This window comes from Kribbella jiaozuonensis, from assembly GCF_005233875.1.
Classification (GTDB): domain Bacteria; phylum Actinomycetota; class Actinomycetes; order Propionibacteriales; family Kribbellaceae; genus Kribbella; species Kribbella jiaozuonensis.
Window position 1 is genome coordinate 175,838 of record NZ_SZPZ01000004.1, and the last position, 25,152, is coordinate 200,989.

At 66.5% G+C, this 25,152-nt stretch carries 20 protein-coding genes and 2 pseudogenes; 4 read left to right on the forward strand and 18 right to left on the reverse strand.

Annotation, left to right across the window (positions count from 1 at the left end; translation table 11 throughout):
- Positions 1 to 382: 382 nt before the first annotated feature.
- Positions 383 to 1,924 carry a hypothetical protein gene (locus FDA38_RS26935; RefSeq protein ID WP_137256930.1) on the reverse strand — a complete coding sequence of 514 codons (1,542 nt, stop codon included), beginning with the start codon at positions 1,922 to 1,924 and terminating at the stop codon, positions 383 to 385.
- A gap of 939 nt (positions 1,925 to 2,863) precedes the next feature.
- Between FDA38_RS26935 and FDA38_RS26940 the strand changes: the two are divergent.
- Positions 2,864 to 3,634: pseudogene (locus FDA38_RS26940) on the forward strand (three-Cys-motif partner protein TcmP); the annotation flags it as partial.
- Positions 3,635 to 3,705: 71 nt separating this feature from the next.
- On the opposite strand, the pseudogene FDA38_RS43700 reads toward FDA38_RS26940, so the two are convergent.
- From FDA38_RS43700 to FDA38_RS26955, 4 genes and pseudogenes are all read right to left on the reverse strand, one after another.
- Positions 3,706 to 4,113: pseudogene (locus tag FDA38_RS43700) on the reverse strand (CorA family divalent cation transporter); the annotation flags it as partial.
- A 56-nt stretch (positions 4,114 to 4,169) separates the two neighbouring features.
- Positions 4,170 to 4,778 carry a manganese catalase family protein gene (locus FDA38_RS26945; RefSeq protein ID WP_137256932.1) on the reverse strand — a complete coding sequence of 203 codons (609 nt, stop codon included), beginning with the start codon at positions 4,776 to 4,778 and terminating at the stop codon, positions 4,170 to 4,172.
- 75 nt (positions 4,779 to 4,853) lie between these two features.
- Positions 4,854 to 5,534 carry a BON domain-containing protein gene (locus FDA38_RS26950; protein WP_137256933.1) on the reverse strand — a complete coding sequence of 227 codons (681 nt, stop codon included), beginning with the start codon at positions 5,532 to 5,534 and terminating at the stop codon, positions 4,854 to 4,856.
- 55 nt (positions 5,535 to 5,589) lie between these two features.
- On the reverse strand, positions 5,590 to 5,844 hold the full coding sequence (locus FDA38_RS26955; protein ID WP_137256934.1) for a UBP-type zinc finger domain-containing protein: 255 nt from the start codon (positions 5,842 to 5,844) through the stop codon (positions 5,590 to 5,592).
- A gap of 268 nt (positions 5,845 to 6,112) precedes the next feature.
- Here FDA38_RS26955 and FDA38_RS26960 point away from each other — a divergent pair, with 268 nt between their 5' ends.
- Entirely contained in the window at positions 6,113 to 7,114 is a 1,002-nt protein-coding gene (locus FDA38_RS26960; RefSeq protein ID WP_137256935.1) for a hypothetical protein, read from the forward strand.
- A 56-nt stretch (positions 7,115 to 7,170) separates the two neighbouring features.
- Here the strand turns inward: FDA38_RS26960 and FDA38_RS26965 are convergent, their stop codons facing one another.
- The 13 genes from FDA38_RS26965 to FDA38_RS27025 all read right to left on the reverse strand — a co-directional run bounded on the left by FDA38_RS26965 (position 7,171) and on the right by FDA38_RS27025 (position 23,320).
- A complete protein-coding gene (locus FDA38_RS26965; protein WP_137256936.1) occupies positions 7,171 to 8,787 on the reverse strand; it encodes an FAD-dependent oxidoreductase in 1,617 nt (538 codons plus the stop codon).
- Between the two features lie 22 nt (positions 8,788 to 8,809).
- A complete protein-coding gene (gene trxC / locus FDA38_RS26970; RefSeq protein ID WP_137256937.1) occupies positions 8,810 to 9,244 on the reverse strand; it encodes a thioredoxin TrxC in 435 nt (144 codons plus the stop codon).
- Positions 9,241 to 11,868 (reverse strand): ATP-dependent chaperone ClpB, encoded by a 2,628-nt coding sequence (gene clpB / locus FDA38_RS26975; RefSeq protein WP_137256938.1) that lies wholly within the window; start codon positions 11,866 to 11,868, stop codon positions 9,241 to 9,243. The genes trxC and clpB overlap by 4 nt, the downstream gene beginning before the upstream one ends.
- Entirely contained in the window at positions 11,859 to 12,167 is a 309-nt protein-coding gene (locus tag FDA38_RS26980; protein ID WP_137256939.1) for a chaperone modulator CbpM, read from the reverse strand. The genes clpB and FDA38_RS26980 overlap by 10 nt, the downstream gene beginning before the upstream one ends.
- Positions 12,164 to 13,117, reverse strand: coding sequence for a DnaJ C-terminal domain-containing protein (locus FDA38_RS26985; RefSeq protein ID WP_137256940.1), 954 nt, complete (start codon positions 13,115 to 13,117; stop codon positions 12,164 to 12,166). Before FDA38_RS26985 ends, FDA38_RS26980 begins: the two co-directional genes overlap by 4 nt.
- The gene (locus tag FDA38_RS26990; protein ID WP_137256941.1) at positions 13,117 to 13,614 is read right to left on the reverse strand and encodes a nucleotide exchange factor GrpE; all 498 of its coding nucleotides are present in this window, start codon (positions 13,612 to 13,614) and stop codon (positions 13,117 to 13,119) included. Before FDA38_RS26990 ends, FDA38_RS26985 begins: the two co-directional genes overlap by 1 nt.
- A 5-nt stretch (positions 13,615 to 13,619) precedes the next feature.
- Positions 13,620 to 15,494 (reverse strand): molecular chaperone DnaK, encoded by a 1,875-nt coding sequence (dnaK, locus tag FDA38_RS26995; RefSeq protein WP_137256942.1) that lies wholly within the window; start codon positions 15,492 to 15,494, stop codon positions 13,620 to 13,622.
- 123 nt (positions 15,495 to 15,617) lie between these two features.
- Positions 15,618 to 16,103: a general stress protein gene (locus tag FDA38_RS27000; RefSeq protein WP_137256943.1), complete on the reverse strand. Its 486-nt coding sequence runs from the start codon at positions 16,101 to 16,103 to the stop codon at positions 15,618 to 15,620.
- Positions 16,104 to 16,430: 327 nt separating this feature from the next.
- A complete protein-coding gene (locus FDA38_RS27005) occupies positions 16,431 to 16,847 on the reverse strand; it encodes a Dps family protein (RefSeq protein ID WP_170989881.1) in 417 nt (138 codons plus the stop codon).
- A 115-nt stretch (positions 16,848 to 16,962) separates the two neighbouring features.
- Positions 16,963 to 19,734, reverse strand: a complete 2,772-nt coding sequence (locus tag FDA38_RS27010) for an AAA family ATPase (RefSeq protein WP_170989882.1) — start codon at positions 19,732 to 19,734, stop codon at positions 16,963 to 16,965.
- Positions 19,735 to 19,781: 47 nt separating this feature from the next.
- On the reverse strand, positions 19,782 to 21,140 hold the full coding sequence (locus FDA38_RS27015) for a helix-turn-helix transcriptional regulator (protein WP_137256946.1): 1,359 nt from the start codon (positions 21,138 to 21,140) through the stop codon (positions 19,782 to 19,784).
- 135 nt (positions 21,141 to 21,275) lie between these two features.
- Positions 21,276 to 22,658: an ATPase domain-containing protein gene (locus FDA38_RS27020; protein ID WP_137256947.1), complete on the reverse strand. Its 1,383-nt coding sequence runs from the start codon at positions 22,656 to 22,658 to the stop codon at positions 21,276 to 21,278.
- On the reverse strand, positions 22,655 to 23,320 hold the full coding sequence (locus tag FDA38_RS27025) for a response regulator (RefSeq protein ID WP_137256948.1): 666 nt from the start codon (positions 23,318 to 23,320) through the stop codon (positions 22,655 to 22,657). Before FDA38_RS27025 ends, FDA38_RS27020 begins: the two co-directional genes overlap by 4 nt.
- A gap of 437 nt (positions 23,321 to 23,757) precedes the next feature.
- On the opposite strand from FDA38_RS27025, the gene FDA38_RS27030 reads away from it, so the two are divergent.
- Entirely contained in the window at positions 23,758 to 24,192 is a 435-nt protein-coding gene (locus tag FDA38_RS27030; protein WP_137256949.1) for a hypothetical protein, read from the forward strand.
- A gap of 6 nt (positions 24,193 to 24,198) precedes the next feature.
- Positions 24,199 to 25,116, forward strand: coding sequence for a PrsW family intramembrane metalloprotease (locus FDA38_RS27035; protein ID WP_137256950.1), 918 nt, complete (start codon positions 24,199 to 24,201; stop codon positions 25,114 to 25,116).
- Positions 25,117 to 25,152: the final 36 nt, after the last annotated feature.

Here is a 25,152-nt window from a genome sequence, read left to right on the forward strand (position 1 = left end):
CTGGCCCACGGCTCTCGATGAGCACCCGCCTGGAATGCCCCATACTGCCTCCTGGACGTGAAGGCGAGAGTCCGGGGCGCGCACCCTCCGGGGTCCGGAGGCGGTCCGATTCCTACTTGTCGGGTTCAACGCTTGGCGTCCGGGGCCAGTGGGACGCTGCCTCAGCTGATGCTCGTGCGATTGCCGTTTGCCCGACACAAGAGTGACCCCACCCGAGGCGGGCTGGTCGCCCATGCCCCGGCCGCCCCGAACGAACACCGTCGAGCCTGCAGTAGTACCCGCCGCTCGACTTCAAGCCTGAGCTTGGATCATCGAGCCATGTTCTCACTCCGGTGCGGTGCCGGCGGGGAGTATCGGTCGTTCCCGTTCGGACGATGCACACCTAGGTCTTGCTGCTGATGACTGTCAGGTCTGCGTTGGCCCCAACCGCCGATGTGCGGGTCATGCGGAGGAGATTCTCCAGACGGAACAGCCGCATGAGGTCGTCGTTCGGTTGGGTCGGGAGCGGAGCCACTCGCAGGCGGTTGTACGTCGCTTCGCTCACATGGGGCTGGACGATGACGACACGGAGCGGATCGGAAGCCGAGCGGCTGTCGAACGCGTCCAGGAACTCGAGCCGATCAGGAGCCTTCGCGCCATGGATCCATGTGGCCGGCTTCGCCACCGGCGGGTTGTCGAGCCGGGCCCGGAGAGATTCGAGGTCAGCAAACCAGAGCAGGTTCTTCTCGGCTTGACTGGTGACAACCTCGTACGCCGCGGCAGACACTCCGCGGTGCGGGGAGTCGTTCTCCGCACCTTTGACGTGGATGAAGGTCAGCACGCCAGAACTCGATACGTGGACGAAGTCCGCCACCTCGCCCGAGCCGTCGTCGCAGGTCAGCCACCCGTCCTGGTAGTGCTGGACAACCCAGTGGAACAACGAGTCCCCGGCCTCACCGGTCAGTTGGTGGATTTGCTGGGGAGACTTCGTGGCGGGCTTCTCCTGCTTGATGCGGTAGCCGGAGAAGTCCTGGAAGTCCCAGTTCGGGAAAGGATCCCTGGGAATCCGGGTCGTCCACAGTTCGCCGTCGACGTACGCGTGCCCGGACTTGTAGTAGATGCTGAGCAGCCGCGGATACTGCAACGCCCCACACACCTCGGCCACAGCGCCCGAGTCGGTCGGCTGCGTGATCGCATCGTGCCCAACGGTGAGGGTGTACTTGCCGTTCGTCTGGTTGACTGTCGCAGCCAGTTTGCCTCCGGTGGAGCCATGGAGGCCGACCTCGAGCTTGAAGTCGGCGGTCGGACCGCCATGGACGATCAGCGTGGCGTCGGAGAGGAGGTCTGCGGCATCGAACACCTCGTCGGCGATGATTCCGCTGAGAAACTCCGGATCCACAACCGAAATATCGTAGGCCCCGCTGACACCGCTCAGGTCCGTCACCTGCCGAGCGAACACTCGCAGCGCACGAGGCTGTGCCGACCCGGTGGCGATCTCCTGTTCCAGCAGGGCCAGTAGCTCCAGTACGGCCGTCACGAACTCGGGGAAGTCTGCGGAACCCTTGAACCACACCGATGACCGGCGTGGCGTCGTTCCAACCACACCTCGCAGCACCACACGCCCCGGATCATCCAACAGCGCGGCCTTCGCCGAGCCCATCGCGAACGACGAATCCTCCCAAGGACTCACCACGTCCTCGAGCGACCCACCCCCAAGGTTCTTCACGTCGGGACGCAGCTTGCTCCGCCGGTGAGTGCCGCGAAGCCACAGGTTCTTTGCTTCGCCCTGAAGCAACGCGTTCTCCAGCACGCCTGGCTCCAACCGCTGGAACGGCAGCTGCGGCTCCTGGCCGAGCCGACGTTGCAACCGCTCCTCGACAATCCCGTCGGCGCGCACAGCGACCAGCTGACCGCGCCGCAGGACGACTGTCAGATCATGCGCCACGTCCAGGAAGCCTGCGCCTGACCCATCCCACGACGGCTTCCGCTGAGTTCGCCGAACGAAGCCGCCAAGCTGGTCAACGCCGTATTGAGCGACTAGACCTTCTGCAGCCTCCGAACTCCGGGACATCGCGACGATGTCCACCGTCTGGCGACCCTGTCGACGGCCTGGCGTCGCCAGGTATGCCTCCAGCTCACCGAAGGCCGCAACCGGGTCCGTCGAAAGGCACTGCAGCACCACCACCGTCACATACGGCCGGAGACTGTCCCAACTCAGTGTCGGCATCGGTTGATCGTTCATCCTGCCCCCAGAAACTCACTCCCCCAAGCGAGCTGCTGACGGTATCTCACAGAGCGTGACGAGCGGAAGAGTTCGCGACGGCAGAGTGCGACTGGGCTGCTACGGTTCCGGCATCGCTGCAGTGTGGAGGCTGTCGCGCGCGTTCCACTTCTCGTCCGTACAGCACCTGACCGAACGACACTGCTCGATCTCGTCGTGCTGGCTCCAGCGAGCTGCGCTCGCACCTGGCAGGCAAGCCTGTTGGAAGCGTTGTGGCACTCATCGCGTGCCACAACAAGCGGCTAAACGGCGTGCGACATACGCTGAATCAGCGATCGCGGCAGGGCAGAACGCCGTCACACTTCTTGCACTTGAGGAGCGACCCCTCGGCGCCGGTGTAGAAACGTGCCGCACCCAGAGCTACAAATGTGCGAAAAGCGTCACCTTCTGCGGCCACCCGGACGCCATCTTTCGCCACGCCAACCTGAGCCAAACCGACGTTCCGTCTCAACCGGGATCAGCAGATGTCGTGCATCGCGCTCTCGAGATTCTGGGCTTCCACGCGCTCCCGATCATGCGCGAGACACGACGGCACGATGCGCGGAGTCGAGCTCGTTGACGTAGCGTAATTGCATTCACGTGCGCACAAGGGAACGGTGCGACATGGCGGGTGTTCTGTGGAAACTTGAACCGGCGACCGCTGCCAAGCATCGCCTGTACAAGCGATACCTCGACGCCTGGTGGCCGAAGATGTTGCAACCCACAGCCGAGGGCTACCGTCGTCCACGAGTCACATATGTCGACGCCTTTGCCGGCCCCGGCCGCTACCTCCGAGGCGAGGAAGGTTCGCCAGTATTCGTCCTCGACCGGTTGCTGCACCATCGGGCCGCCGATCGAATGCTGCTGACTCGCGACCGGGTGAAGCTGATCTTCGTCGAGAAGGACAAGGCCCGATTTGAGCATCTGCAGGGCGAGCTGACCGCGCGGTTCGGCGACCTAGCGGCGCTGCCTGTGACCGTCGTACTGCGCCGCGGCGAGGCAGCCGCGCTCACTCTCCAGCTCCTCGGCGAAACCGGGGCCTGGGAGCACCCGATCCTCGCCGTCTTCGACAGTTGGGGCAACGTCAACGTTCCGCTGAACCCCGTAATCGCGCAAATCGCCCGCAACCCGTCGAGCGAGGTTGTCGTCACCTTCGGTCCGAACTGGTTCAACCGCCGTGAGTCAGAAGATCCGGACCAGTTCGACGCAGTCTTCGGCGGCCGTCGATTCTGGCAAGAGGCCAGCCAGGGAGACAGACCCAGCGATCGATGGCAAACGTGGCTGAACGCATATCGATCTGCCCTGCGCCGGGCCGGATTCACGTTCCAACTGCAGTTCAAGGTCGTCCCTGGCAGCGGCCAGCCGCTGTATCTGGTGTTCGGCACCAAGCATCGCAGCGGGGTCGAAGCTCGGTCCTCGATGTCCTCGATGCGGTCGTCGAAGCCTGCGAGGATGGCGATGAAGCTGTCGACCAGGGCATCGACGAATCGATGGGTGAGCCAGATGGGATCCTCGGCGGACCTGGTACCGGCCTCGTATCTGCGCCGTACGGCGGACACGGCCGGAATCGTGTCACGGTGGATGGTGACGAGGAAACGCTCGGAGTAGAAGCAGTGCACCTCGACGAGGCGGCCGTCGTCCGGCACCGCGCCGTACAGGACCAGGAAGACGAAGTCGTCGTACTCTTCGATCTTCGGCCGCTGATCGAACTGTTCGCTGTCCTCGAGCGCCAGTGGGTGGAACCGGAAGACGTCGCGCAGGATCGTGAAGTCCTCGGCCGACGGTCGATGCAGGTCGATCCAGAAGAAGCTGCCTCCGGCAAGCAGCCGCTCAGTGTCTTCGCGGTTGAGACGCGACCCGGCCCTTTCCTCCATCACCGCAGACTCTGTCGAGTTGCCGTCACTGACGCACACCCACCTCCCGCCCGCCGTCAGCTTTCGATGGCTTGGGCCGACGCTCCTTCCTTCAATTCTGCAGAGACGGATCGGCACAACCGCTCATTGGCCGCGGCTCGTGCCAGCAAGAAGGAGAGCAGGTACCGGATGTTGGCGTCGTCAGTCATCCGATACAGCCGCGAGAGCTGCATCCGGCGGTTCAGTTCGGCGGCAGCATTGGTCTGGAAGTCGGCGGCAAGGTTTCTGCTGACGGTGCTGGAGGCCACTTTCCACGGGTTGTCCGCAGCCTGAGGACCGGCACCGGTTGCGATCGCCTGCTGAAGGTCGGTGCCGGCGATCACCGCGGCGACCGTCGGGTCGAGCCGGACCGCAGTGTCGAGAACACTTGCTGGAGCATGCTCCAGCAACTGCGCGATCATCGTGGCCAGCATCTCGACGTTGGCGACCTGTTCGGAGCCGAGGCCGAAGACCAGGTCGCGATACTTGCCCTGGACATGCATGTCCCAAGACTGGAACATGTAGTGCATCGCGACGCCGATCTCGTCGTACTGGCCTCCGAGCACGTCCTCCAGACGACGGGCGAACAAGGCGTCCGCGTGCTCGGGAACCGTGGTGAACTGAAGGTCCTGACGGTGGTTGAACATGAGCCGATCCTCAGCGGGATGAGTGGGTGGTTCCGGTGTCGGCGAGCTTGGTCGTGCACCAGCTGAATGTTCTGGTCAAGGAAGTCGCACGACGATGCGGTTGTCGACCGAGGTGACACCTGGTGCGGACCAGGCTGCGCGTTCCGCCTCCTCCTTCTCCGCCCAGGACCGCACGGTCCCCTCCAAGGTCACCTTGCCGCGGTCGACCACGACTGAGATCCGGTTGGCATCCGTCTCGGCACTCCGCACCAGCGCGTCCTCGATCCTGCGCTTCAACACATCCGGTGCGGGCTTGATCCGCGGCTTGACCTCGATCAGGTTGCTGACCCCGCGGACTCCCGCCAGCCGGCGAACGACCCGCTCGGCGTCACTTTTCTGAAACTGCCACTCGAGTTCTCCGCCCAGCGTGACCCATCCCTTCGAGACGGTCACCTCGAGATTCCGCATCGGCACCATCGCGTCCCATTCCAGGGCGCGCACGGCCGCGGCAGCGATATCAGCGTCGGTCCTCTCCTCAGAGGTCGGCAACCGGATCTCGAGATCATTCGCCACCGCAACGACTCCGCGCACCCGGTGGGCGGCCTGCTCGGCGGCCCACTTCTTGATGAAGGAATCCACCCAGCCTGTCAGTGTCACGATGCCGTTCTGTACCGCGACGCCGATCTCGTTGGGCTGGACCTGGGCGTCCCACGCCAGTTCGGCGAGAACTTCCTGCTGGATCTCGTCGTCGTGCCGTGTCGTTGTGATCGTTGCCATCGGTGATCCTTCCGCAGTGCTCGTCCGGGTTCGTCCGAGCCGAGAGTTCGGTCCGTCATACGAAGACTTCGTCGAAGTAGCACCAGCGCCAGTTCTCACCCGGTTCGAACGACTGGACGATCGGGTGTCCGTCGTACGCCGCGTGGGCGCGCGCGTGCTTCAGCGGCGACGAGTCACAGCAGCCGACGTGACCGCAGCTCAGACAGAGCCGCAGGTGCACCCAGGGCGAGTTCAGCTTGAGGCACTCCTCGCACCCTTCGGGTGTACGTGGCCGGACCGGCCTGACCAGGGTCAGATGAGGATCCAGCATGCTCGGCCTCCTGCTGTTATGGGTCCTGCTGCTGTTCCTTACAAATCTTGTCCAGCAGGGGATGACACACATCCCCAGAACAGGTGGTTCTCCACTCATCGACGAGACGCCATTCGGGCGGCGACCCGCCTGCGGTTAGGTCAACGCCGACTGAGTTTCCAGCTCGGTCCGTCACTGGATCGCCTGCACCATCTCGTGGGCCACCACGACCGCCGGACCCAACATCCCCTGATCGGGTAGTCGTTGCACGACTGGGTACTGAACGTTCATGGAATCCATCCGCGTCGGACTCGTGGCTGATCCTGCCGCGCCGACTGTGATCGCCCGACGTCTGACCGACCTGAGGCCGCTCGACGGCCGCAACGCCTGGCAGATCACCGTGCTGAGTGAACCGTTCACCACAGGCTCCGAGGCGGTCGACATCGCGGTGGCACGGCTGCAGGACCACGCTCGCCGGCAACACTGGGACCTGGTGATCGGTCTGACGGAGCTGCCCCTGCACGACAGTGAGGGCCGGCACCTGCTGGTCGAGGCCGACCCGGAACGACAGGCGGCGGTGCTGTCACTGCCCGCATTGGGCGGGCTTCGAATGCACTCCCGTGCTCGTCGGGCGGTGCGCTCGCTGCTCACCGGCATGGCGGACCCGAACACGCGGGAGGAGCACCAGGTGGCTCTTTCCCGCATGCGCGGCCGCTGGCGCCTGCTCTCAGGCATGGTGCTCGCCAACCGGCCGTGGCTGTTGGTTCCCGGCCTGAAGTCAGCGCTCGTGGCAGCCCTGGCAACCAGCGCCGTGGCCACGATCAACTCCACGGTCTGGCTGCTGGCCAGTTCGCTGTCGTGGTGGCGGCTGGTCGTCGCAACCGTCGCCTCGATCGCCCTCGTCGTCGGGTGGCTCGTGATCGACGGAGAGCTGTGGGACCGGCCCGACGACGACTCCCCGTCGGCGCGGGAAAGGTCACGCCTCTACAACGCCTCGACGCTGCTGACCCTGACGGTGGGCGTGCTCATCTGCTATGTCGCCCTGTACGTCGTGAACCTGGCGTGGGCCTACTTCATCCTCGACCCCGATCTGGTCGGCAGCTCGGTCAACGCTCCGGTCGGGCCTGGCGACCTGTTCGTCCTGGCGTGGTTCGTCGCGTCTGCCGCCACTGTCGGCGGTGGCCTCGGCTCCGGTCTGGAGTCGGACGAGTCGATTCGCGCGGCCGCGTACTCCAAGCGCGAACAGGACCGCCGCGAACGCCTCGCCCGCGAGCAGTCCGCCGACTCCTGACGCGGATCGGCCGGAGCCCAACAGGCCTCGGCGCTTCTGTTGCTTCCGGCCACGAACTACGAGTAGCGGCCAAGATGCTCGTGCACCATCCGCACGGCGAGGGCGCCCTCCCCCACGGCTGCAGCCACTCGTCGTACCGCCCCGCTCCGGACGTCGCCGGCGGCGAAGACCCCCGTCCTACTGGTCTCGAGCACCTGCCTCCTACCTGGCAGCTGGCTTCCGGTGCGGACGAAGCCACGATCGTCCAGCGCGATCTGGTCGCTGAGCCAGCGCACGTGCGGGAGGCTACCGATGAAGACGAACAAGGCCTTGGCGGGTTCGACGTGGCGCTGCCCCGTCTTCAAGTCCTCCACCACGACCTCGTCGAGCATCCGGTCACCGCTGGCCGCACGCACCTCGCTGTGCACGAGTACGGCGATCCTCTCGGTCCGCTCGATCCGGTCGGCCAGGTAGCGGGACATGTCCTGCCCGAGTTCGTTGCTCCGGACAACCAGAACCACTTGGGCAGCGTGCTGGGCGAGGAACACCGCAGCCTGCCCGGCAGAGTTGCCGCCTCCGACGACGACCACCGGATCGTGCCGGCACAGGTTCGCCTCGAGTTCGGTCGCCGCGTAGTACACGCTGGTCGAAGTGACGTCATCCAGTCCTGGCAGATCAAGTTTTCGGTAGCGGACGCCGGACGCGATCAGCACTGCACGGCTACTGATGCGCGCTTCGTCCTCAAGCTGTACTACGTGGTGCCCATCCCGCTCCAGGAGCGCCACGGCGGTGGCAGGCACTATGAATTCGGCACCGAAACGCCTCGCCTGGATCTCGGCGAGGTCGGCCAGTTCCGCGCCACTGACGCCCGCCGGGAAACCCAGGTAGTTCTCGATCCTTGACGAAGTGCCCGCCTGGCCGCCGGTGGCCACGGAGTCCAGGACCACAGTGGCCAGTCCTTCTGAGGCGCCGTACACCGCGGCCGCCAGACCGGCCGGACCTGCGCCGACCACGATCAGGTCGCACACCGACCGCACCGGCATCGCAGTGCGCAGACCCACGGCGGTGGCCAGTCGTTCGTTGTCCGGGTTCCGCAGCACCTGGCCCCGCCAGATCACCACCGGGGTATCGTCGCGGCCGAGACCGAGTTCGCGCAGCAGGCGCTCGGCCTCCGCGTCGTTCTCCAGGTCGATCCAGTGATGTGGCAGCCGGTTGCGCGCCGCGAAATCGCGCAGCCGACGGGTGTCGGCCGAGAACCGGGACCCGATGATCGCGAAGCCGGCGCCAAGGGTCAGCTGGAGCGACCGGCGGATCAGGAACGCCCGCAGGATGAGATCGGCCAGCCGCGGATCTCGCGATACCAGCTCCCTCAACTGCTCGGGCGGTACGGCGAGCACTTCGCCCGGCTCCTGCGCGACCGCGCTGAGGAAGAACTGCTGTCCGGTCAGCATGCCGATCTCGCCGAGGAACCGGCGCGGCCCGTGGACGGCGATGACCCGTTCCGGCTCAGTCGTGTCCTGCACGATGGCGACTGTCCCGTCGAGTACGACGATGAATTCGTCCGAGGACTCCCCCGCCTGCTGCAGCACTTCGCCCGCACTGGTCGTGCGCCGCTCGCCGAGCGGCGTGAGCTCGGCCAGCTGATAGTCCTCCAGCCGGGGGTAAGCGCCGTACAGGTCGGGCGTTTCCTTCATAGGGACCGTCCGGGCACGCTGGTCACGGGGCCGGCTCCTTGGCCAGTGCGCCTTCCAGCCATGGCCGCAGGACCGACGCCTGGGCGGCACCGATCTGCGTGGCGACAACCTGGCCGTGCCGGAACACCATCAGGGTAGGAATGGATCTCACCTCGAAGCGCTGGGACAGCCCCGGAGCCTCGTCGGCGTTGACTTTGACCAGCTTGAGCTGGCCCGCCTTCTCCGTGGCTAGCTGCTCGAGCACGGGACTGACCATGCGGCAGGGTCCACACCAGGGAGCCCAGAGATCGACCAACACTGGCAGGCTTGCCTGCTCCACGATCTCGGCGAAATCGTTGTCGCCGGCATCGACGATCCAAGGCAGCGGCCGCTGGCAGTTGCCGCAGCGGGGGGCGCCTTCCGCCGCAGCGGGCACCCGGTTGCGGCGCTGACAATTCGGACAGGTCACGACCTTCATGCCACCGCCTCCACGGGGTTCTCGTGCGTGACGACGATGTCGCCGTCCTGGACGGTCACCCGGATCACCGCCCCGTCCAGCACGTTGCCGCCCAGCAAGGCGCGACCGATCCTGGTCTCCACCTCGCGCGCGATGAACCGCCGCAGCGGGCGGGCGCCGTACACCGGGTCGAAGCCCTGCGCGGCGATGTGCCGGGCCGCGTCCGGCGCGACCTCGAGCGTCATCCGGCGATCCGCCAGCCGGGTCCGCAGGTCGTCGAACATCAGGTCCACGATGCGTTCGATCTCGGCCATCGTGAGTGGCTTGAACAGCACGATCTCGTCCACCCGGTTGAGGAACTCAGGCCGGAACTGCCGTCGCAGCTCGTCCATCACGGCATCCCGCGCGTCCTCCTTGACCTGCCCGTCCGCGGTCACTCCGTCCAGCAGGTACGCCGACCCGATGTTCGAGGTCATGATGATCACGGTGTTGCGCATGTCCACGGTCCGGCCTTGGGCGTCCGTCAGCCGGCCGTCGTCGAGGATCTGCAGCAACGTGTTGAAGACGTCCGGGTGTGCCTTCTCGATCTCGTCGAACAGGACCACGGAGTACGGCTTGCGCCGGACGGCCTCGGTCAACTGGCCGCCCTCCTCGTAGCCGACGTATCCGGGCGGCGCTCCCATCAGCCGGCTGACCGTGTGCCGCTCCTGGTACTCGCTCATATCGATCCGGACGATGTTCTCCTCGGTGTCGAACAGCGCCGCCGCCAGCGTCTTGGCCAGCTCGGTCTTTCCCACCCCGGTCGGGCCCAGGAAGATGAACGAGCCGATCGGCCGGCGCGGGTCCTTGATCCCCGAGCGGGCCCGGACGATCGCATCCGCCACCAACTGGACCGCCTCGTCCTGCCCGACCAGCCGCTCGTGCAGCACCTCGTCCAGCCGCAGCAGCTTCTCCCGTTCGCCCTCCTGCAGGCGGCTGACCGGGATGCCCGTCCACCGCGACACGATCGAAGCGATCTCTTCCTCGGTCACGACCTCGCGTAACAGCCGGTTGCCGTGCTGCTTCTTCGCCAATCGCTCCTCCTCGGCCGCGAGCTGACGTTCGAGCTCCGGTAGCCGGCCGTGCCGCAGTTCCGCTGCCCGGTTCAGGTCGTAGTCGCGCTCGGCCTGCTCGGCCTCCTGCCGGACCTGCTCCATCTCCTGCCGCAGCGTCTGGACCTTGCGCAACGCCTGCCGTTCCGCCTCCCACTGCGCGTGCATCGCGTCAGCCTCGGCTCGTACATCGGCCAGTTCCTTTCGCAGTTCGTCCAGCCGCTGCCGACTGGCGGCGTCCTCCTCCTTGGCCAGCGCGGCCTCCTCGATCTCCAGCCGGCGTACCCGCCTGGTCAGCTCATCCAGCTCGGCCGGCATCGAGTCGATCTCGGTCCGCAGCATCGCGCACGCCTCGTCCACCAGGTCGATCGCCTTGTCCGGCAGGAACCGGTCGGAGATGTACCGGTGGCTCAGTACGACGGCTGCGACCATCGCTGCGTCCTGGATCTTCACGCCGTGGAAGACCTCCAGCCGCTCACGCAAGCCGCGCAGGATCGAAATCGCGTCCTCGACCGTCGGCTCGTCGACGACCACCGGCTGGAACCGGCGTTCCAGTGCCGCGTCCTTCTCGACGTGCATCCGGTACTCGTCCAGCGTGGTCGCGCCGATCATGTGCAACTCACCGCGGGCCAGCATCGGCTTCAGCATGTTGCCCGCATCCATCGCGCCCTCGGTCGCGCCCGCACCCACCACCGTGTGCAACTCGTCGACGAACAACAAGATCCGGCCCTCCGCCGCCTTCACCTCGTTGAGCACGGCCTTGAACCGTTCCTCGAACTCCCCGCGGTACTTGGCCCCGGCAACCAGTGAAGCCATGTCCAGCGCGAACACGGTCCGGTCCCGCAACCCCTCCGGTACGTCGCCGTTGGCGATTCGTTGCGCGAGACCCTCGACGATCGCGGTCTTGCCGACGCCCGGGTCGCCGATCAGCACGGGGTTGTTCTTGGTCTTGCGGGACAGAATCTGCACAACGCGGCGGATCTCGTTGTCCCGGCCGATGACCGGGTCCAACCGGCCCTCCGACGCGTCCTTGACCAGGTCCCGGCCGTATTTCTCCAACGCCTCGTACGACGCTTCCGGCATCGCCGAGGTGACCCGTTGGTTCCCCCGTACGGCGGTCAGCGCCGAGAGGAAGCCGTCCCGGGTCAACCCCTGCTCGGCGAGCAGCCGCCCGGACGCGCTCTGCCGGCCCTCGTCCAGCAACGCGATCACGAGGTGCTCGATCGAGACGTACTCGTCCTTGAGCCGCTTGGCCTCCCGATCCGCGGCGTCGAGAAGCCGCGACAACCTCTGGGTGATCAACACCTGGCCGGGCTCCGCGCCGGGACCGCTGACCTTGGGACGCCGGCTCAGCTCCTGTTCCAATCTGTCCCGCAGCTCGTCCGGATCCGCACCGGCCTGGGCCAACAGCCTCGGGGTCAGACCGTCTGATTGCTCCAGCAGCGCCAGCAGCAAGTGCTCGCCGTCGATCTGACTGTGCCCGAACCGCAGGGCTTTCGTCTGAGCGTCGTGCAGAGCCTCCTGCGACTTCTGCGTGAGGCGGTTCATATCCATGTCCTGGCTCCTCTTCCGACGAAACGTCTGCGCTCTGCTTCCAGCACGGCGATGCGATCCAGCAGGTCCATCACCAGGCCCAGCGCCGCATAGTTCAGGTCGAGCCCGGCCCGGAGTCGCTGGATCCGGGCCACCCGGCTCAGCTGCGACGGCCCGAACCACAACTCACCGGTGCCGTCGGTCGTTGCCTCGAGCAACCCCAGGGCGACGAACCGCCTCAGCAGTTCGGGATGTGCGCCGGTCACCCGCGCGAAGTTCTCCAGCGCGAACCGGCTGGGCCTGGTCAACTGGTGGCTCATGACCGCCTCCTCGGGTCGAACTTCGACGTCCCGGCCAATTCCTCGAACAGGCGCCTCTCCTCGCGGGTGAGCCTCGGGGGAACCATCAATCTGACCTCGGCGTACAGGTCACCCGGCGTTCCACGGGGGTTCGGAAGACCGCGGCCTTTGAGCCGGAGCCTGCGTCCGCTCGAGCTGGCCTTCGGCACCTTCACCGTCGCCTCACCACCAGGAGTCTCGATCGACACCGAGGCACCCAGAGCCCCCTCCCACACAGCGAGCGGCAGGTCGACGGTGAGGTCACGACCAGAGACCCGGTACCGCGGATGGCTTGCGATCCGGACCACCAGGTACAGGTCTCCGGCGGGTGCGCCACCGGTGCCCTGGCCGCCCTGCGCGCCGAGCCGGATCCGCTGACCGTTCACCACGCCGGCCGGGATCTTGACGTCGATGGTCCGGTCCGCACCGGTAGGACCGTGCACGGTCAGTTTCCGGTTGCCGCCGCGGTAGGCCTCCTCGACGGTCAGCTCCAGCTCGACCTCCTGGTCCGAGCCCGGAATCCGGCCCCAGCCGCGCCGGGTCCGGCCGCCGAACACCCCGCCGAGCAGGTCGTCCAGATCGATGCCCTCGGCATCGAACTGCGTCCCTCCGGTATCCCAGGTACCGTCCCGGGCCCGGCCGCCGCCCCCGGGCCGGCCGGCACCGGCGCGGGACCGGGCGTAGGTGTCGGGGTCGACGTCGGGAGGCACCCGGCGGAAGTCGTCACCGAACGCGTCGTACCGCTTGCGCTGTTGGGGATCCGACAGTACGTCGTAAGCCTCGGAGACCTGCTTGAACCGTTCCTCCGCGTCGGGGTCCTTGTTCACGTCCGGGTGGTACTTGCGAGCGAGCCGACGGTAGGACTTCTGGATCTCGTCGGCGCTTGCGTCCCGCGAGACCCCGAGGGTCGCGTAGAAGTCCGGGCTGGGCATCAGCCCTCCTCCGCGGCGACGACCACGCCGGCCGGACGAAGCACCCGTTTCCCGTCGCCGTACCGCGGCCGGACGACGTGCACGATCGTGCCGGCCGGTACCTCAGGGCTGGGCGTCGTGCCGACTGCCTCGTGCAGCGCCGGGTCGAAGGGTTTCCCGCTGTCGTCGGCCTGGGGGTAGCCGAGTCCGGACAGTACTGCGAGGGCCTGGTCCCGGACGGCCCGGATACCTTCGAGAATCGCCTCGTCGCCGGCGTCGGCGTGCTCCAGCGCCAACTCCAGGTTGTCGACGACCGGCAGCCAACTGGCGGCGACCAGGGCGCGTTCGGTGTCCCGCTGCTGTCCGGATTCCCGCGCTACCCGCTTCCGGAAGTTGTCCAGCTCGGCCGCTGTGCGCCGCCATCTGTCTTCCATCTCGGCGGCCTGCTCGCGTGCCTCCTCCAGGGCCTCGTCGACTCGTGACGGCGCCGCACCGGTATCGGTCTCCTGATCGGCCATTCGGATCAGCTCGTCGAGAACTCGGCATCGATGACGTCCTCGTCGCCATCGTCCGCCGGCGGCGTATCACTGGAGCCCTGCGGCGCCGTGCTCGAGCTCAGAGCCTGGCCGAGTTGCTGAAGCTCACCTGTCAGCGAACGCAGCCGTTCCAGTGGCGTTTCCTGGTCCTGGAGCGCCTCGCGGGCGTCGCCGACCAGCATCTCGGCCCGGGCTCGGTCGTGCTCGGCCACCGCATCGCCGCGGTCGGCGAGCGCCTTGTCCACCTGGTACGCGGCCGAGTCCAGCGCATTGCGCGCATCGACCAGTTCACGCAGCCGGCTGTCATCGCTGCGGTGCGCCTCGGCGTCCGCGACCATCCGTTCGACCTCGGACTGGTCCAGGTTGGAGGTCTCGCTGATCGTGACCTTCTGCTCCGCGCCGGTGTCCTTGTCCTTGGCGGCCACGTGCAGGATGCCGTTGGCATCGATATCGAAGGTGACCTCGATCTGCGGTACGCCGCGCGGTGCCGGGCGGATGTTCTCCAGGCGGAAGCGAGCCAGCACCCGGTTGTCCGCAGCCAACTCCCGCTCGCCTTGCAGGACCACCACGTCCACCGCGGTCTGATTGTCCTCGGCGGTACTGAAGATTTCGCTCCGGCGGGCCGGGATGGTCGTGTTGCGCTCGATCACCTTCGTCATCACCCCGCCCATCGTCTCCAGCCCCAGCGACAGCGGGGTAACGTCGAGCAGCAGCACGTCCTTGACCTCACCTTTGATGATCGCGGCCTGCACGGCGGCACCGATGGCGACCACCTCGTCCGGATTCACCGTCATGTTCGGGTCCTTGCCGCCGGTGAGCCGACGAACCAGGGCCTGGACCGCCGGAATCCGGGTCGAACCGCCGACCAGGATCACCTCGTCGATGTCGTTCGCCGTCATCTTGGCGTCGGCCATCGCCTGCTCGACCGGCCCCAGGCACCGATCGACCAGGTCTGCGGTCAACTGCTCAAAGGTGGACCGCATCAGCGTGGTGTTGAGATGTTGCGGTCCTTGGGCGTTCGCGGTGATGAACGGCAGATTGATCGTCGTCTGGGTGACCGACGAGAGCTCGACCTTGGCCTTCTCGGCGGCCTCGAACAATCGTTGCAAGGCCTGCGGGTCCTGCCGCAGGTCGACCCCGACCTCACGCTGGAAGTCGTCGGCGAGTTTGTCGACCACCCGGCGGTCGAAGTCGTCGCCGCCCAGATGCGGGTCACCGGCGGTGGCCTGGACCTCGACAACTCCGTCGCCGACGGTGAGCACGCTGACGTCGAAGGTACCCCCACCGAGATCGAACACCAGGATTGTCTCGTTCTCGAGCTTGTCCATCCCGTAGGCCAGCGCTGCGGCTGTCGGCTCGTTGATGATCCGCAGCACCTCGAGGCCCGCGATGCGCCCCGCGTCTTTGGTCGCCTGACGTTGGGCGTCGTTGAAGTACGCCGGCACGGTGATGACGGCCTCGGTGACCTTCTCGCCGAGGAACTTCCCGGCGTCTTCGACGAGTTTGCGCAGGATCAGGGCGGAGATCTCCTCCGGTGCGTGCAGTCTGTCCCGGATCTCGAATCTCACTGCCCCGTCCGGCCCGGCGACGACGTCGTACGAGACGGCGGAGAGCTCTGAGGAGACCTCCTCGAACCTCCGCCCGATGAATCGTTTCGCCGAGGTGATCGTGCCCTTGGGGTTGAGTACGGACTGACGGCGCGCCAACTGGCCGACCAGCCGTTCACCGGCGTCCGTGAACGCCACCACGGACGGCGTGGTCCGGGCTCCCTCGGCGTTCGGTACGACCGTTGGCTGGCCGCCCTCCATCGCCGCGATCACTGAGTTGGTCGTGCCCAGGTCGATGCCGACGGCCTTCGCCATGGTCTTCCTCCTGTGTGCTCCGGGCCTTCGTCTGTTTTGTCACGGACAAACCCAACCTGGCTTCCTGGGGCAGGAAGCACATCCCCAGAACATGTGGTTCGGGCTGCCGGCCGCTCCAGCCGATCACTCGGCGCCACGGGTGGGCATCTGGTTCAGCATCTCGGCGGCACGAGCTGCGTGCTCCCGCACGCAGTAGAGCTCGTACCGGCTCGCCACGGTGATCCCGGAGGTGGAGAAATCACGCTGACCGAAGGTGAACAGATGCGCGACGAATCCAAGGACCGCCCCGAAGATCGCCCCGTAGAACAACCCCCAGAGCAGGATCACCACAACGCCGGTGCCGCTGTCGGCGAACAATGACAGCAACAGGCCGACCAGCGCACCGAACCAGGCGCCGGAGCCTGCACCGGCCAGTGCTGCCTTCCATTTCGTCATTCGGCCGAGGACCCGCTCGACCTGTTTCAGGTCGGAGCCGACGATGGTGATGTTCTCGACCGGGAAGCCGTTGTCCGACAGGTAGTCCACCGCGCGCTGGGCCTCGGCGTAGCTGGTGAAGGAAGCGATGCTCTGACCGCGGATGAGGGCAGGCGTCTGCTGAGGCGTGGTCATGACAGGTCCCTTCTGACGGGGTCGGCGCCGCCACCCTTTCGCCACGACGCCCACGACACATCCCTGATTCAGGTGGTTTCTGCTCCCGGCGGCCGGCGACGGCGTACCTGCGATCAACTCAGACGCACCCGTGCCCAGGACTGCGCAGAACCGGGATGCGCGGGGTCGTCCCCCGTCGGAGGCTGACAAGGAGGACGGGATGGTTGCGTCGCCGGACCCGTTCGTGGGGGCGCTTCCGCCACGAGGTGGTGCTGGGCGCCGATGTCGACGAGGACGGGGTCGCCTGGATGCGGAGGCCGAGAAAGTCGGTGCTCGATCCGGGCAGTTCTAGGCCGGCCGGCCGGGTTGCTCGGCGGCGAACATCCATTCCTGCTTCTGCAGCCCGCCGGTGATCCCTATGACCAGTTCCTGGGTGACCAGGTCGACCACGCCGAGCTTCGCGATCCTGGTCTGGTTGTTCTCGACGACCTTCTCCAGCCTCTCGACGATGAGCGACGCCACTTTCGTACTGTCAATCGAGCCGCTCGGGAAGCTGGCAAAAGGCGTTCTCGCCGCAACCGTCTCAACCCTCGCATCGGCGGCGACTCCGATCGTCGTCAGGCGCTCGGCGACGTCGTCGGACCAAAGCCTGAGGTCATCGGCGAGTACGTCGAGCTGCGTGTGGAGTTGCCTGAACCACATGCCACTGACATTCCAATGTGCCTGCTTCGCGGTGAGTGCGAGATCTACCAACTCGATCAGCAAAGGGGCTAGTTCTTGTCCGACAGCCTGCCGCTCCATAGCTCTACTCCTGCCTGAGGGTCATCTCATCTTCGCGAGCACCTCGGCCCGCGGCATCCCGCGACTGCGTAGAGCGCGATCACCCATCGATCGACGGTTCGCGGGTCAGGACGAGGCGGGTCAGTTCGACCCGGGACCGGATGTCGAGCTTGCGAAACACGTGCCGTAGGTGTGACTCCACCGTGTGGGGGGACACGTTGAGCTCGTCCGCGATGGCACGGTTGGTGAGTCCGGTCGCAGCTAGTCGCGCGACTCGCAGCTCGGCCGCCGTCATGCTCGCCCAGCCGAAGGCGGGCTGCCCGACTACCGGCACTCGTCCGGCTGTGACCGCCTCGGCCAGGCGCTCTCGGGCGCGCTGAGCTAGCGCGACCGCGCCGACGCCGTCGTACTCGGCAAGTGCCATTGCGAGCTCCTCGACGGCCTCCGCCCACCGACTTCGCTGCTGCAGGGCGCGTGCGGCATCCTCAGCGGCACGCGCCCGGGCCAGAGGCCGAGGACTCACTTCGAACGCCCGCGCAGCCTCTACCAGACGGTCGACGTCATCGTCGAGCAGGCCGCCGGCCTGAGTAGCCGCCGCGTCGAAGGAGATCACGCCGGTGTTGATGTGGCCGAGGCGCTCCGTCGCCTCGGCGGCCACACCCGCCCGCTCCGCGTCGTTCGCTCGCATTGCCAGCCCTACCAGGAACGGTCCTGCCATGGGATCGAACGCGAGCACTTGCAGGCCGTCCGGCAGCTGATCACATGCCGAGGCCAGATCTGCGAGCACACGCGAAGGGTCCTCGCCGGCCGTGTCGTCGAGCACTGCCGTCGCCCATGCCAACCGCTGGGCCCCGACACTCCTTGGCTCACCTACCACACTGATCCCACGTCGCAACTGGCGGCGCCCCGGCCCGAACTCACCGCGATAGGCGTAAGCCTCCGCGATTACGGCGCACAACTCGGGCACCTGCGTCCATGAGTCCAGCTCCTCGGCTCGGATCAGGCCCGCAGTGCCTTCGGCAACGGCATCGTCCAGCCGGCCCCGATGCAGCTGGAGCATCGCACGGCAGGTGTAGCCGAACACGTCCATGCCGGGCGCGCCCCCCGATCGGTTCCCGGCATCGAAGGCAGCCTGTGCCTCCTCGAAGCGATCGAGCGCCATCAGCGTGCGCCCCCGCGTCCAACAGGTTTCAGGACAATGCGCCTCCGCCGTATCGGAGCCCATCACGTCGACAGCTTGATCGACCAGTTCGAGCGATCTCGTCAAGCGGCCGCGCACCCGCTCGGCCGCACCCATCGTCAGCAGAGCCCGGCCAACGCGAACCGGCGTCCTGCCGACCGTGATCGCCTGTTCGCCTGCCCGCAGCGCCGCGGTGGCGTCGCCGGCCAACAGATGCGCCTTCGAGGCTGCGGCGAACAGCAGGGCTCGCGTCAGGTCGTCGACGCCCGGGAGGCCGAGCGCGGTCGTGGTGTGGTGCAACGCTGAGGCCGAATAACCGGCCATCCCGAGCGAATCGGCGAGTTGGCAGCGAAGCCTCGCCTCGACTTCGACTGGCAGGTCACCCTGGAAGGCGACCTCGGCGAGCGTTTGGGCATCTGCGCTCCGTCCTGCCCGGAGGAGCAGCCCGATGGCCTCCACGACACGTTGTGGGCGGTTGATATCGGCGGCCGGCATCAGGTCGACAGCCCGCAGCCGCAGGTCCCCAGCTGTGCCGGGAGCATCGGCCGAGACCTCGTCGGAGGCACGGACCAGCAATCCGACAGCATGGGCATCTCCGGGCTCGGCTCCTGTGATCACATGGGTTGCCGCCTCGGACATCGAACCGCCGGTGGCGAGTAATGCATCAGCAGCCTCCCGGTGCAGGCGCTTTCGTGCACCCTGCGGGAGCGCACAATAGACCGCCTCGCGGATGAGGGCGTGCTGGAAGCTCAACTGCGCGCCTTCCTCCACGAGCAGACCTACCCCGAGCGCCTCCTGGATCGACAGCAACAACTCAGCAACCTTGCAGTGCATAACACGCGCGACGGGCGGTACGTCGAATGTCCGGCCGAAAATCGATGCAACGCTCAGTAGTTGCCGGGTCAGCGGACCCACCTGCATGAGCCATCCGCGGAGCCGCTGTTCCCGGGAGGGCAGAAGCCGGGCGGACGCCGCGTCGATGATGAGCTCGTCGTCTTCGGCGAGCGCCGAGAGTAGATCCACGACCATGGATGGGTTGCCGGCGCACTTGTCCAGCAGTTCCAGCAGCGTGGTATCCGGCACTGCACCCAGCAGATCACCGGCCACCCCCGCTACAGCCGCCGACGGCAGGGGCGCCAACTGGAGCTGGACAGCCCCGGCCGCGACCAGGTCGGATATCAACGTGTCCAACGTCGGCACGGACGGCCAGCGACGCAGGCTGAGTAGCCACATGATCGGGCTGTTCGCCAGACGTTCGGCCAGGGCCCTGACGGCGACCACCGTGAGGGAGTCCGACCACTGCATGTCGTCCAGCGTGATCAGGACAGGCTGACGGGTGGTCGTCCTCCTGAGCGCACTCTCGAGCTGGTCGATGAGCCATAAGGCACCGAAGTCGAGTACGTGCGCGGGATCGAACCTCGCATCACTGATGATCGGTGGACTGCTGCCACGCATCGCCTCGAGCAACGGTGCCAGCGGCGATGCGCGATGCACCTCGTCGGCGACGCCGGGGGCTACGGCGATCCCGACGTGCCGTGCCCAGGTCGCCGCCTCCAGCACCAGCCGGCTCTTGCCCAGGCCCGCCGTACCCTCAACGATGACGACACCCGCATGGCCGGCCGCAGCCGCGACGACGGATTCACTCAGGCGGCGGAACTCCGTCTCCCGGCCGTGTAAGGGTCTGTGCGGCATGCTGGAAGTCGCCGTACTCGGGACGTCGAACCGCGTCGGCCGTCCCATTACATCAGCGCGTCGGCCGTGCGGTCAGCGCCCGATCGTCGATCGTGTTCGCGGTGGACCGCCGCGCGCGTCAGATCCACGCGACTTCGGACGCCGAGCTTGCGGTACACCTTGCGCAGGTGGAAGGACACGGTGTGCGGCGAGAGGAAGATCCGCGCGGCTACCTCACGGTTGGTCAGCCCTTGGGCCACCAGCTCTGCCACGGTCCGCTCCGCACCGGTCAGGGCGTCCCATGCCTCGGTGGCTGCAGCGCCGCTACACAGGCCGAGTCCCCGGGGCGCAGCCAGGGCCGTGCACACTCGACGTGTCCTGGCTACCTGACCACGCAGGGCGCCACTCACAGCCACCGGAACGCCATCAGCCACCGACTGCCGGACCAGATCGTGGTGGAAGGCGAATACATCTTTCTCGACGGTGGTGAGCAGGTCGGCTGCGACGATCTCGTGAATCGGCGGCCGTACTTGCTCCTTCGACCAGCCGAGGAGGTCAGCGAGGTCGTCAACGCCGAACAACCGATCCAAGAACGCCGCGACGTCGAGGAGTTGGCGCGCCCGGGGGCTCAGACGCATGACCCAGTCATGGACAACACCTCGCACCTGCGCTGGTAGCTGTTCGGACAGCAGTCGTGCCCGGCCGCCGGCGATGGCGACGCCGCCCTCGTCGCGCAGTCCGTCCAGGAGGGTTCTCACAAGGAGCGGATTCCCCGCCGCACCGCGAGCCATGGCGAGTAGATCGTTGTCCGGCCGCGCGGTCAACAGGTCCCCGATGACGTCGACCACGGCATCGTCCGCCAGCGGTCCGAGTGCGATCCGGGATGCTCCCAGGTGCGCCCATTCACTGAACAACCAGTCTGTCCAGGGTTGCTGCGTCCCGGTCCGACGGACCAGCACCCAGGCGACGGGGTACTCCGCAAGCCAGGTGGGTAACTCTCGCAACGCCATGATGGTCGTCGCGTCGGCCCACTGAACATCGTCCAACGTGATGAATACCGGACTCCGAGCGGCGAGCTTCCCGGTGTGAACCGCCAACTTTTCGAGACACGCGAGCATGTGCCCCTGGGTGGCGGATGCCCGGACAGGTCGATCGCCTGGTGGCTCGAGGTCCAGTCCGGAAAACAACGGCGCCAGCGGCGACGGCCGCGGCAACTCATCAGCATGAGCGCTCGCGAGGCTGAAACCATGGTGAGTTGCCCGCTCCTCGGCCGCGTCGAGAAGCCGGGTCTTGCCGATGCCCGGCGCACCGTCCACCAGCAGGATTGCGCCGCACCCGGTCGCCACCGAGTCGAGAAGGCTGCCAACCGACTTGAGCTCTCCCACCCGACCGCGAAGCCGACCATCCGGAGGCTTTTGCGTGTACATGGGAGCCTTTCCCTATCACTCATTGAGCGCGTCGTTGTACCTGGAGAGTCTCTCCGATAGCTGACGACCCGCTAGGGTTGTCGAGGAAGTGCCGAAGGCAACTACGCGTGCCTAGCACTCTGGCCAGCCCCAAAGTCACTCAGCGGTCTGCGCGGGCACAAGCACGATCCCGTCTGCGGTGATCTGGAAGTCCCTCACTCCGGACCGATGGTCGGTGGCCCGCGTCTTGAGCACCGTGAGCGTGCGCGACATCTCTCCGGTGGCCCCTTTGTATTGCAGCAGAACGACGTTGTCGGCCATGTGCGACGCGGCCACGTCCGAGAGTTTGGATACCCCGAAGAGCTCAGGGAGCTCATAGGTCATCATCAGGCTCGTACCCTGACGCGACGACCTGTGCAGCAACGAGTAGAGGTACTCCCTGAAGCGCGTCTTATCGGGTGCTGCAGCCTGCAGGTCCGCGAGGCTGTCCAGGAGAACCCTGCTGGCACCCGTCGTCTCGATCATGTCGAGAAGCTCGTACACCCACTGGTCCACGTTGAGGTCGACAGGGCTGCGGTACATGAGTGTCAGGTTGTCGGACTTCACGGACCAGCCGAACTGCGACGCCGTTCGCTCCAGCTGGGACGGATCCTCTTGCATCGTCGCGATGATCGCGCCGTCGCCCTGGTTGACGGCGTGGAAGATGAAATGCAATCCCATCAGGGTCTTCCCGATACCGGTAGGTCCGGCCACCAGGGTCGACGCCCCCGACCAGTAGCCTTCGTCGAGCATGTCGTCGAGCGCCCGGATGCCGGACGGAACACGCTCACCGTGGAGTTCGTAGTCCCTCGCATCCGCCGGGTCCGCGAGTCGGGGATAGACCGTGATGCCGTCCTCCGACAGGCGGTAGGAATGCGTCCCCGCCAGGAAGCCGCCGCCCCTGAGCTTGTGTACCTGCAGAGACCGGGATGTGCGTTCGGCGGAATGAACGCTCTTCAGGGCGATGATCGCGTCGGCCACAGCGAATTCGGGAGAGCGCTGGATCTCGTCCTCCTGATACTCCCCCACCCACAGCGACGTCGCCGGAAAGGCGCTCAGCATGCCGGCGAGGTCATGGAGGAACGGGCGAAAGGCACCACTCCGGCCGGCGTAAGGATGCATCGCCTTGAAACTGTCGATCACGATCATCGCAGGCCGCCTGACCCGGATGAGCTCGCGCACGCGCTCGAGAACTCCCGGCAGGCCGCGGTCGCGGAGTACTCCCCCGAGATCCTCGTACCACACGCTGTGCCCGACTGCACCCGGATCGAAGAACGACAGCGTCTGACCGTACCGGAGGATCTTCTCCAGTGGCTCGGAGACCGTGGACAGGTACAGCGCCGACCCTTCAGGGGTGGCGTTGGCGAAGACCCATTGCTGCGCGAATATCGTCTTGCCGGCACCGGGGGCGCCCATCACCAGGATGATCGCGTCGCGGGGCAGTCCGCCGCCGAGGACGACATCGAGCAGATCCGATCCCGAGGTCATTCGGTCGTTCATGGGCTGGCTTCCGCAACGGAATCCGACCGCAGGTAGGCGCTCTGCCCCAGCAGATCCCGGACGACCGACACCAGTCGCAGCGGCTCCAGCGGTTTCTTCAGGAAAGCGGCCGCGCCCGCCTCCAGCGCGTCGTCCCGAAGATCGAGTGTCGAGATCGCCAGCACCGGAACATCGAACTGCTGTCTCATCTGGGCACAAAGCCGCAGACCCTGCGCGCCGGAGATCAGCAGATCGATCAGTACGAGATCCGGAGTCCTCCGTACGGATTCGGCCAAGGCCCGCTCGGCTGTGGAGACAAGCGTGACGCCGTACCCCTCCATCCGCAAGAAGTAGTCGGAGAAGTCGGCGGCGAACGGATCCTGTTCGGCCAGCATGATGAGCAGCCCGTCTCCGCCCGGAATCCTGGCAGGCTCCAACGGTACGCCGCTGGACAGGCGGCTCTGCAGCAGGCGATATGCGTCGCTGGCGGCCATTCCGTCCGCTAATCGGTCGCCGACGAAGCGCAACTGCTCGACCTGCAACCGCGAGTACAGACGGTGGCCGCCCGGGCTCCGCTCGGGCACTACGATGCCGTACCGGTCCTCCCACGTCCGCAGCGTCGCCGCCGGGATGCCGAGCATCCGAACAAGGGCCCCGATACTGTAGACAGGCCGATCAGGCATAGGAAGAACGCATCCCGCTGGGACGGTACGACACGTGTTCTACCGGCGAACAGCCGGCGGTCGGGCTCCTGATCGCTGGAGCATAGGTACTTCGGCACGGATACCTACTGCATCAACCGCAGACTACCGCACGTCCCGGCAGGCGAGTTTGCCGTCCACGTGGCGCCCAGGAGCAGTGGACTACAAGATTCCGGGATGACGGCATCAGTCTCTTTGGCGAGACTCGGAACCGTGTCGTCGGTTCTCCTGCCGGAGCACTTGAACAGCGCGTCGTTCCGGTTGCCGAGCAGACGAAGCCACGCAGGCTCCAGATCACCCAGAGTGGCGCCGGTCAGGAGAATGCCGTGCAGAACGGCGTCACCCAGGGCAGCGCGGACCGTCAGCCCGCCATCAGCAGTCCGGCCTGACCAGAGGCACGCCGAGACAGGAGGCAAACCGTGGATCTGCAACTGAAGGCCTGGGAGGTGCCGCTACGCGTCGCCGCGGGCGCCTTCATCCTCAATTCCGGCCTGGTCAAGCTCCGCGCTGACGAGGCGGCAGCCAATCAGACCCACGGCTTCGCCACCGGTGCGTACCCCGCCCTCCGTCGGCTCGATCCGCGATGGTTTGTCGCAGCCCTGTCGGCGGGAGAGATCGCACTCGGTACGGCGCTACTCGTCCCGGTGGTACCGCCCGCAATCGTCGGCGCCGGCCTGACCGCGTTCTCCGGCACCCTCCTCGGCCTGTACCTGCGTACCCCAGGTCTGCGGCAGCAAGGCAGTCTCCGCCCGACCGATCAGGGCATCCCGATCGCCAAGGACGTCTGGCTCCTCGCCATCGGGCTCGCGTTCCTCGTGGACGATGTCCGCGACCGGATGCGCGGGAAGACGTGAACCGACATGGCCGCCGTCACAGCCGGCAGATCGGCACATCGACGCAGCCGTCGTGAGTGGGCTCAGATCTTCGGCGGTGGCTTCACACTGTGGCTCGCCTGCCTCGTCGTCACGCTGCTGACTGCCAACGCCAACCTGGTACCCACGCTGATCCTGCTCGGCAGTTTCCTCATCCCCGTCACATTCGTCGCCTGGTCGTTCGAAAGGTGGCGGGACGAGCACCTCACGGCCGAGCTCATCGTCAAAGCCTTCGTGGTCGGCGGACTGCTGGGGGTGTTGTCGGCAGCCTTGCTGGAGACCTACCTGCTGGAGCCCTCCGCGTGGCTGTTCCTCGGCGTCGGCCTGATCGAGGAGGCTGCAAAGCTCGGCGGGCTCATCTTCGTCACCCGCCACATGGCGCGGCGCCATGGCAGGGACGGCTTCGTGCTCGGGGCTGCGGTCGGCTTCGGGTTCGCAGCGTTCGAGTCGGCCGGGTACGCGTTCAACGCGTTGCTGACCGTCAAAGGGCTGTCGTTGCCTGCTCTTGTCGAGACCGAGCTGATCCGGAGCGTACTCGCGCCGTTCGGACACGGGCTGTGGACGGCCATCCTCGGTGGAGTGCTGTTCCGGGAGGCGCGCGGCGGTCGGTTCTGCTTCAGTCGTGTGGTACTGCTCATGTATCTGTGGGTCTCGGTGCTGCACGCATTGTGGGACGACACGCACAGCATCGCGCTCGCACTCACGTACGTGCTCACCGGTACGCCGTGGCAGTACCGGCTCCTGTCCATGGGTTATCTACCGACGCCCACCTCTGAGCAGGTGCACGTGTTCACAGTGCTGTCCATCGGTTTCCTCGCCCTGGTGTCGCTGCTGGGCGTCGCCACTCTGTGGGCTACCTGGCGAAAGACACCATCCGAGAAGGCGCATTCGGCGGTCGTGCCATGACGACTGCCACAAACGCGCAGCCTGCTCGCCGAGGTG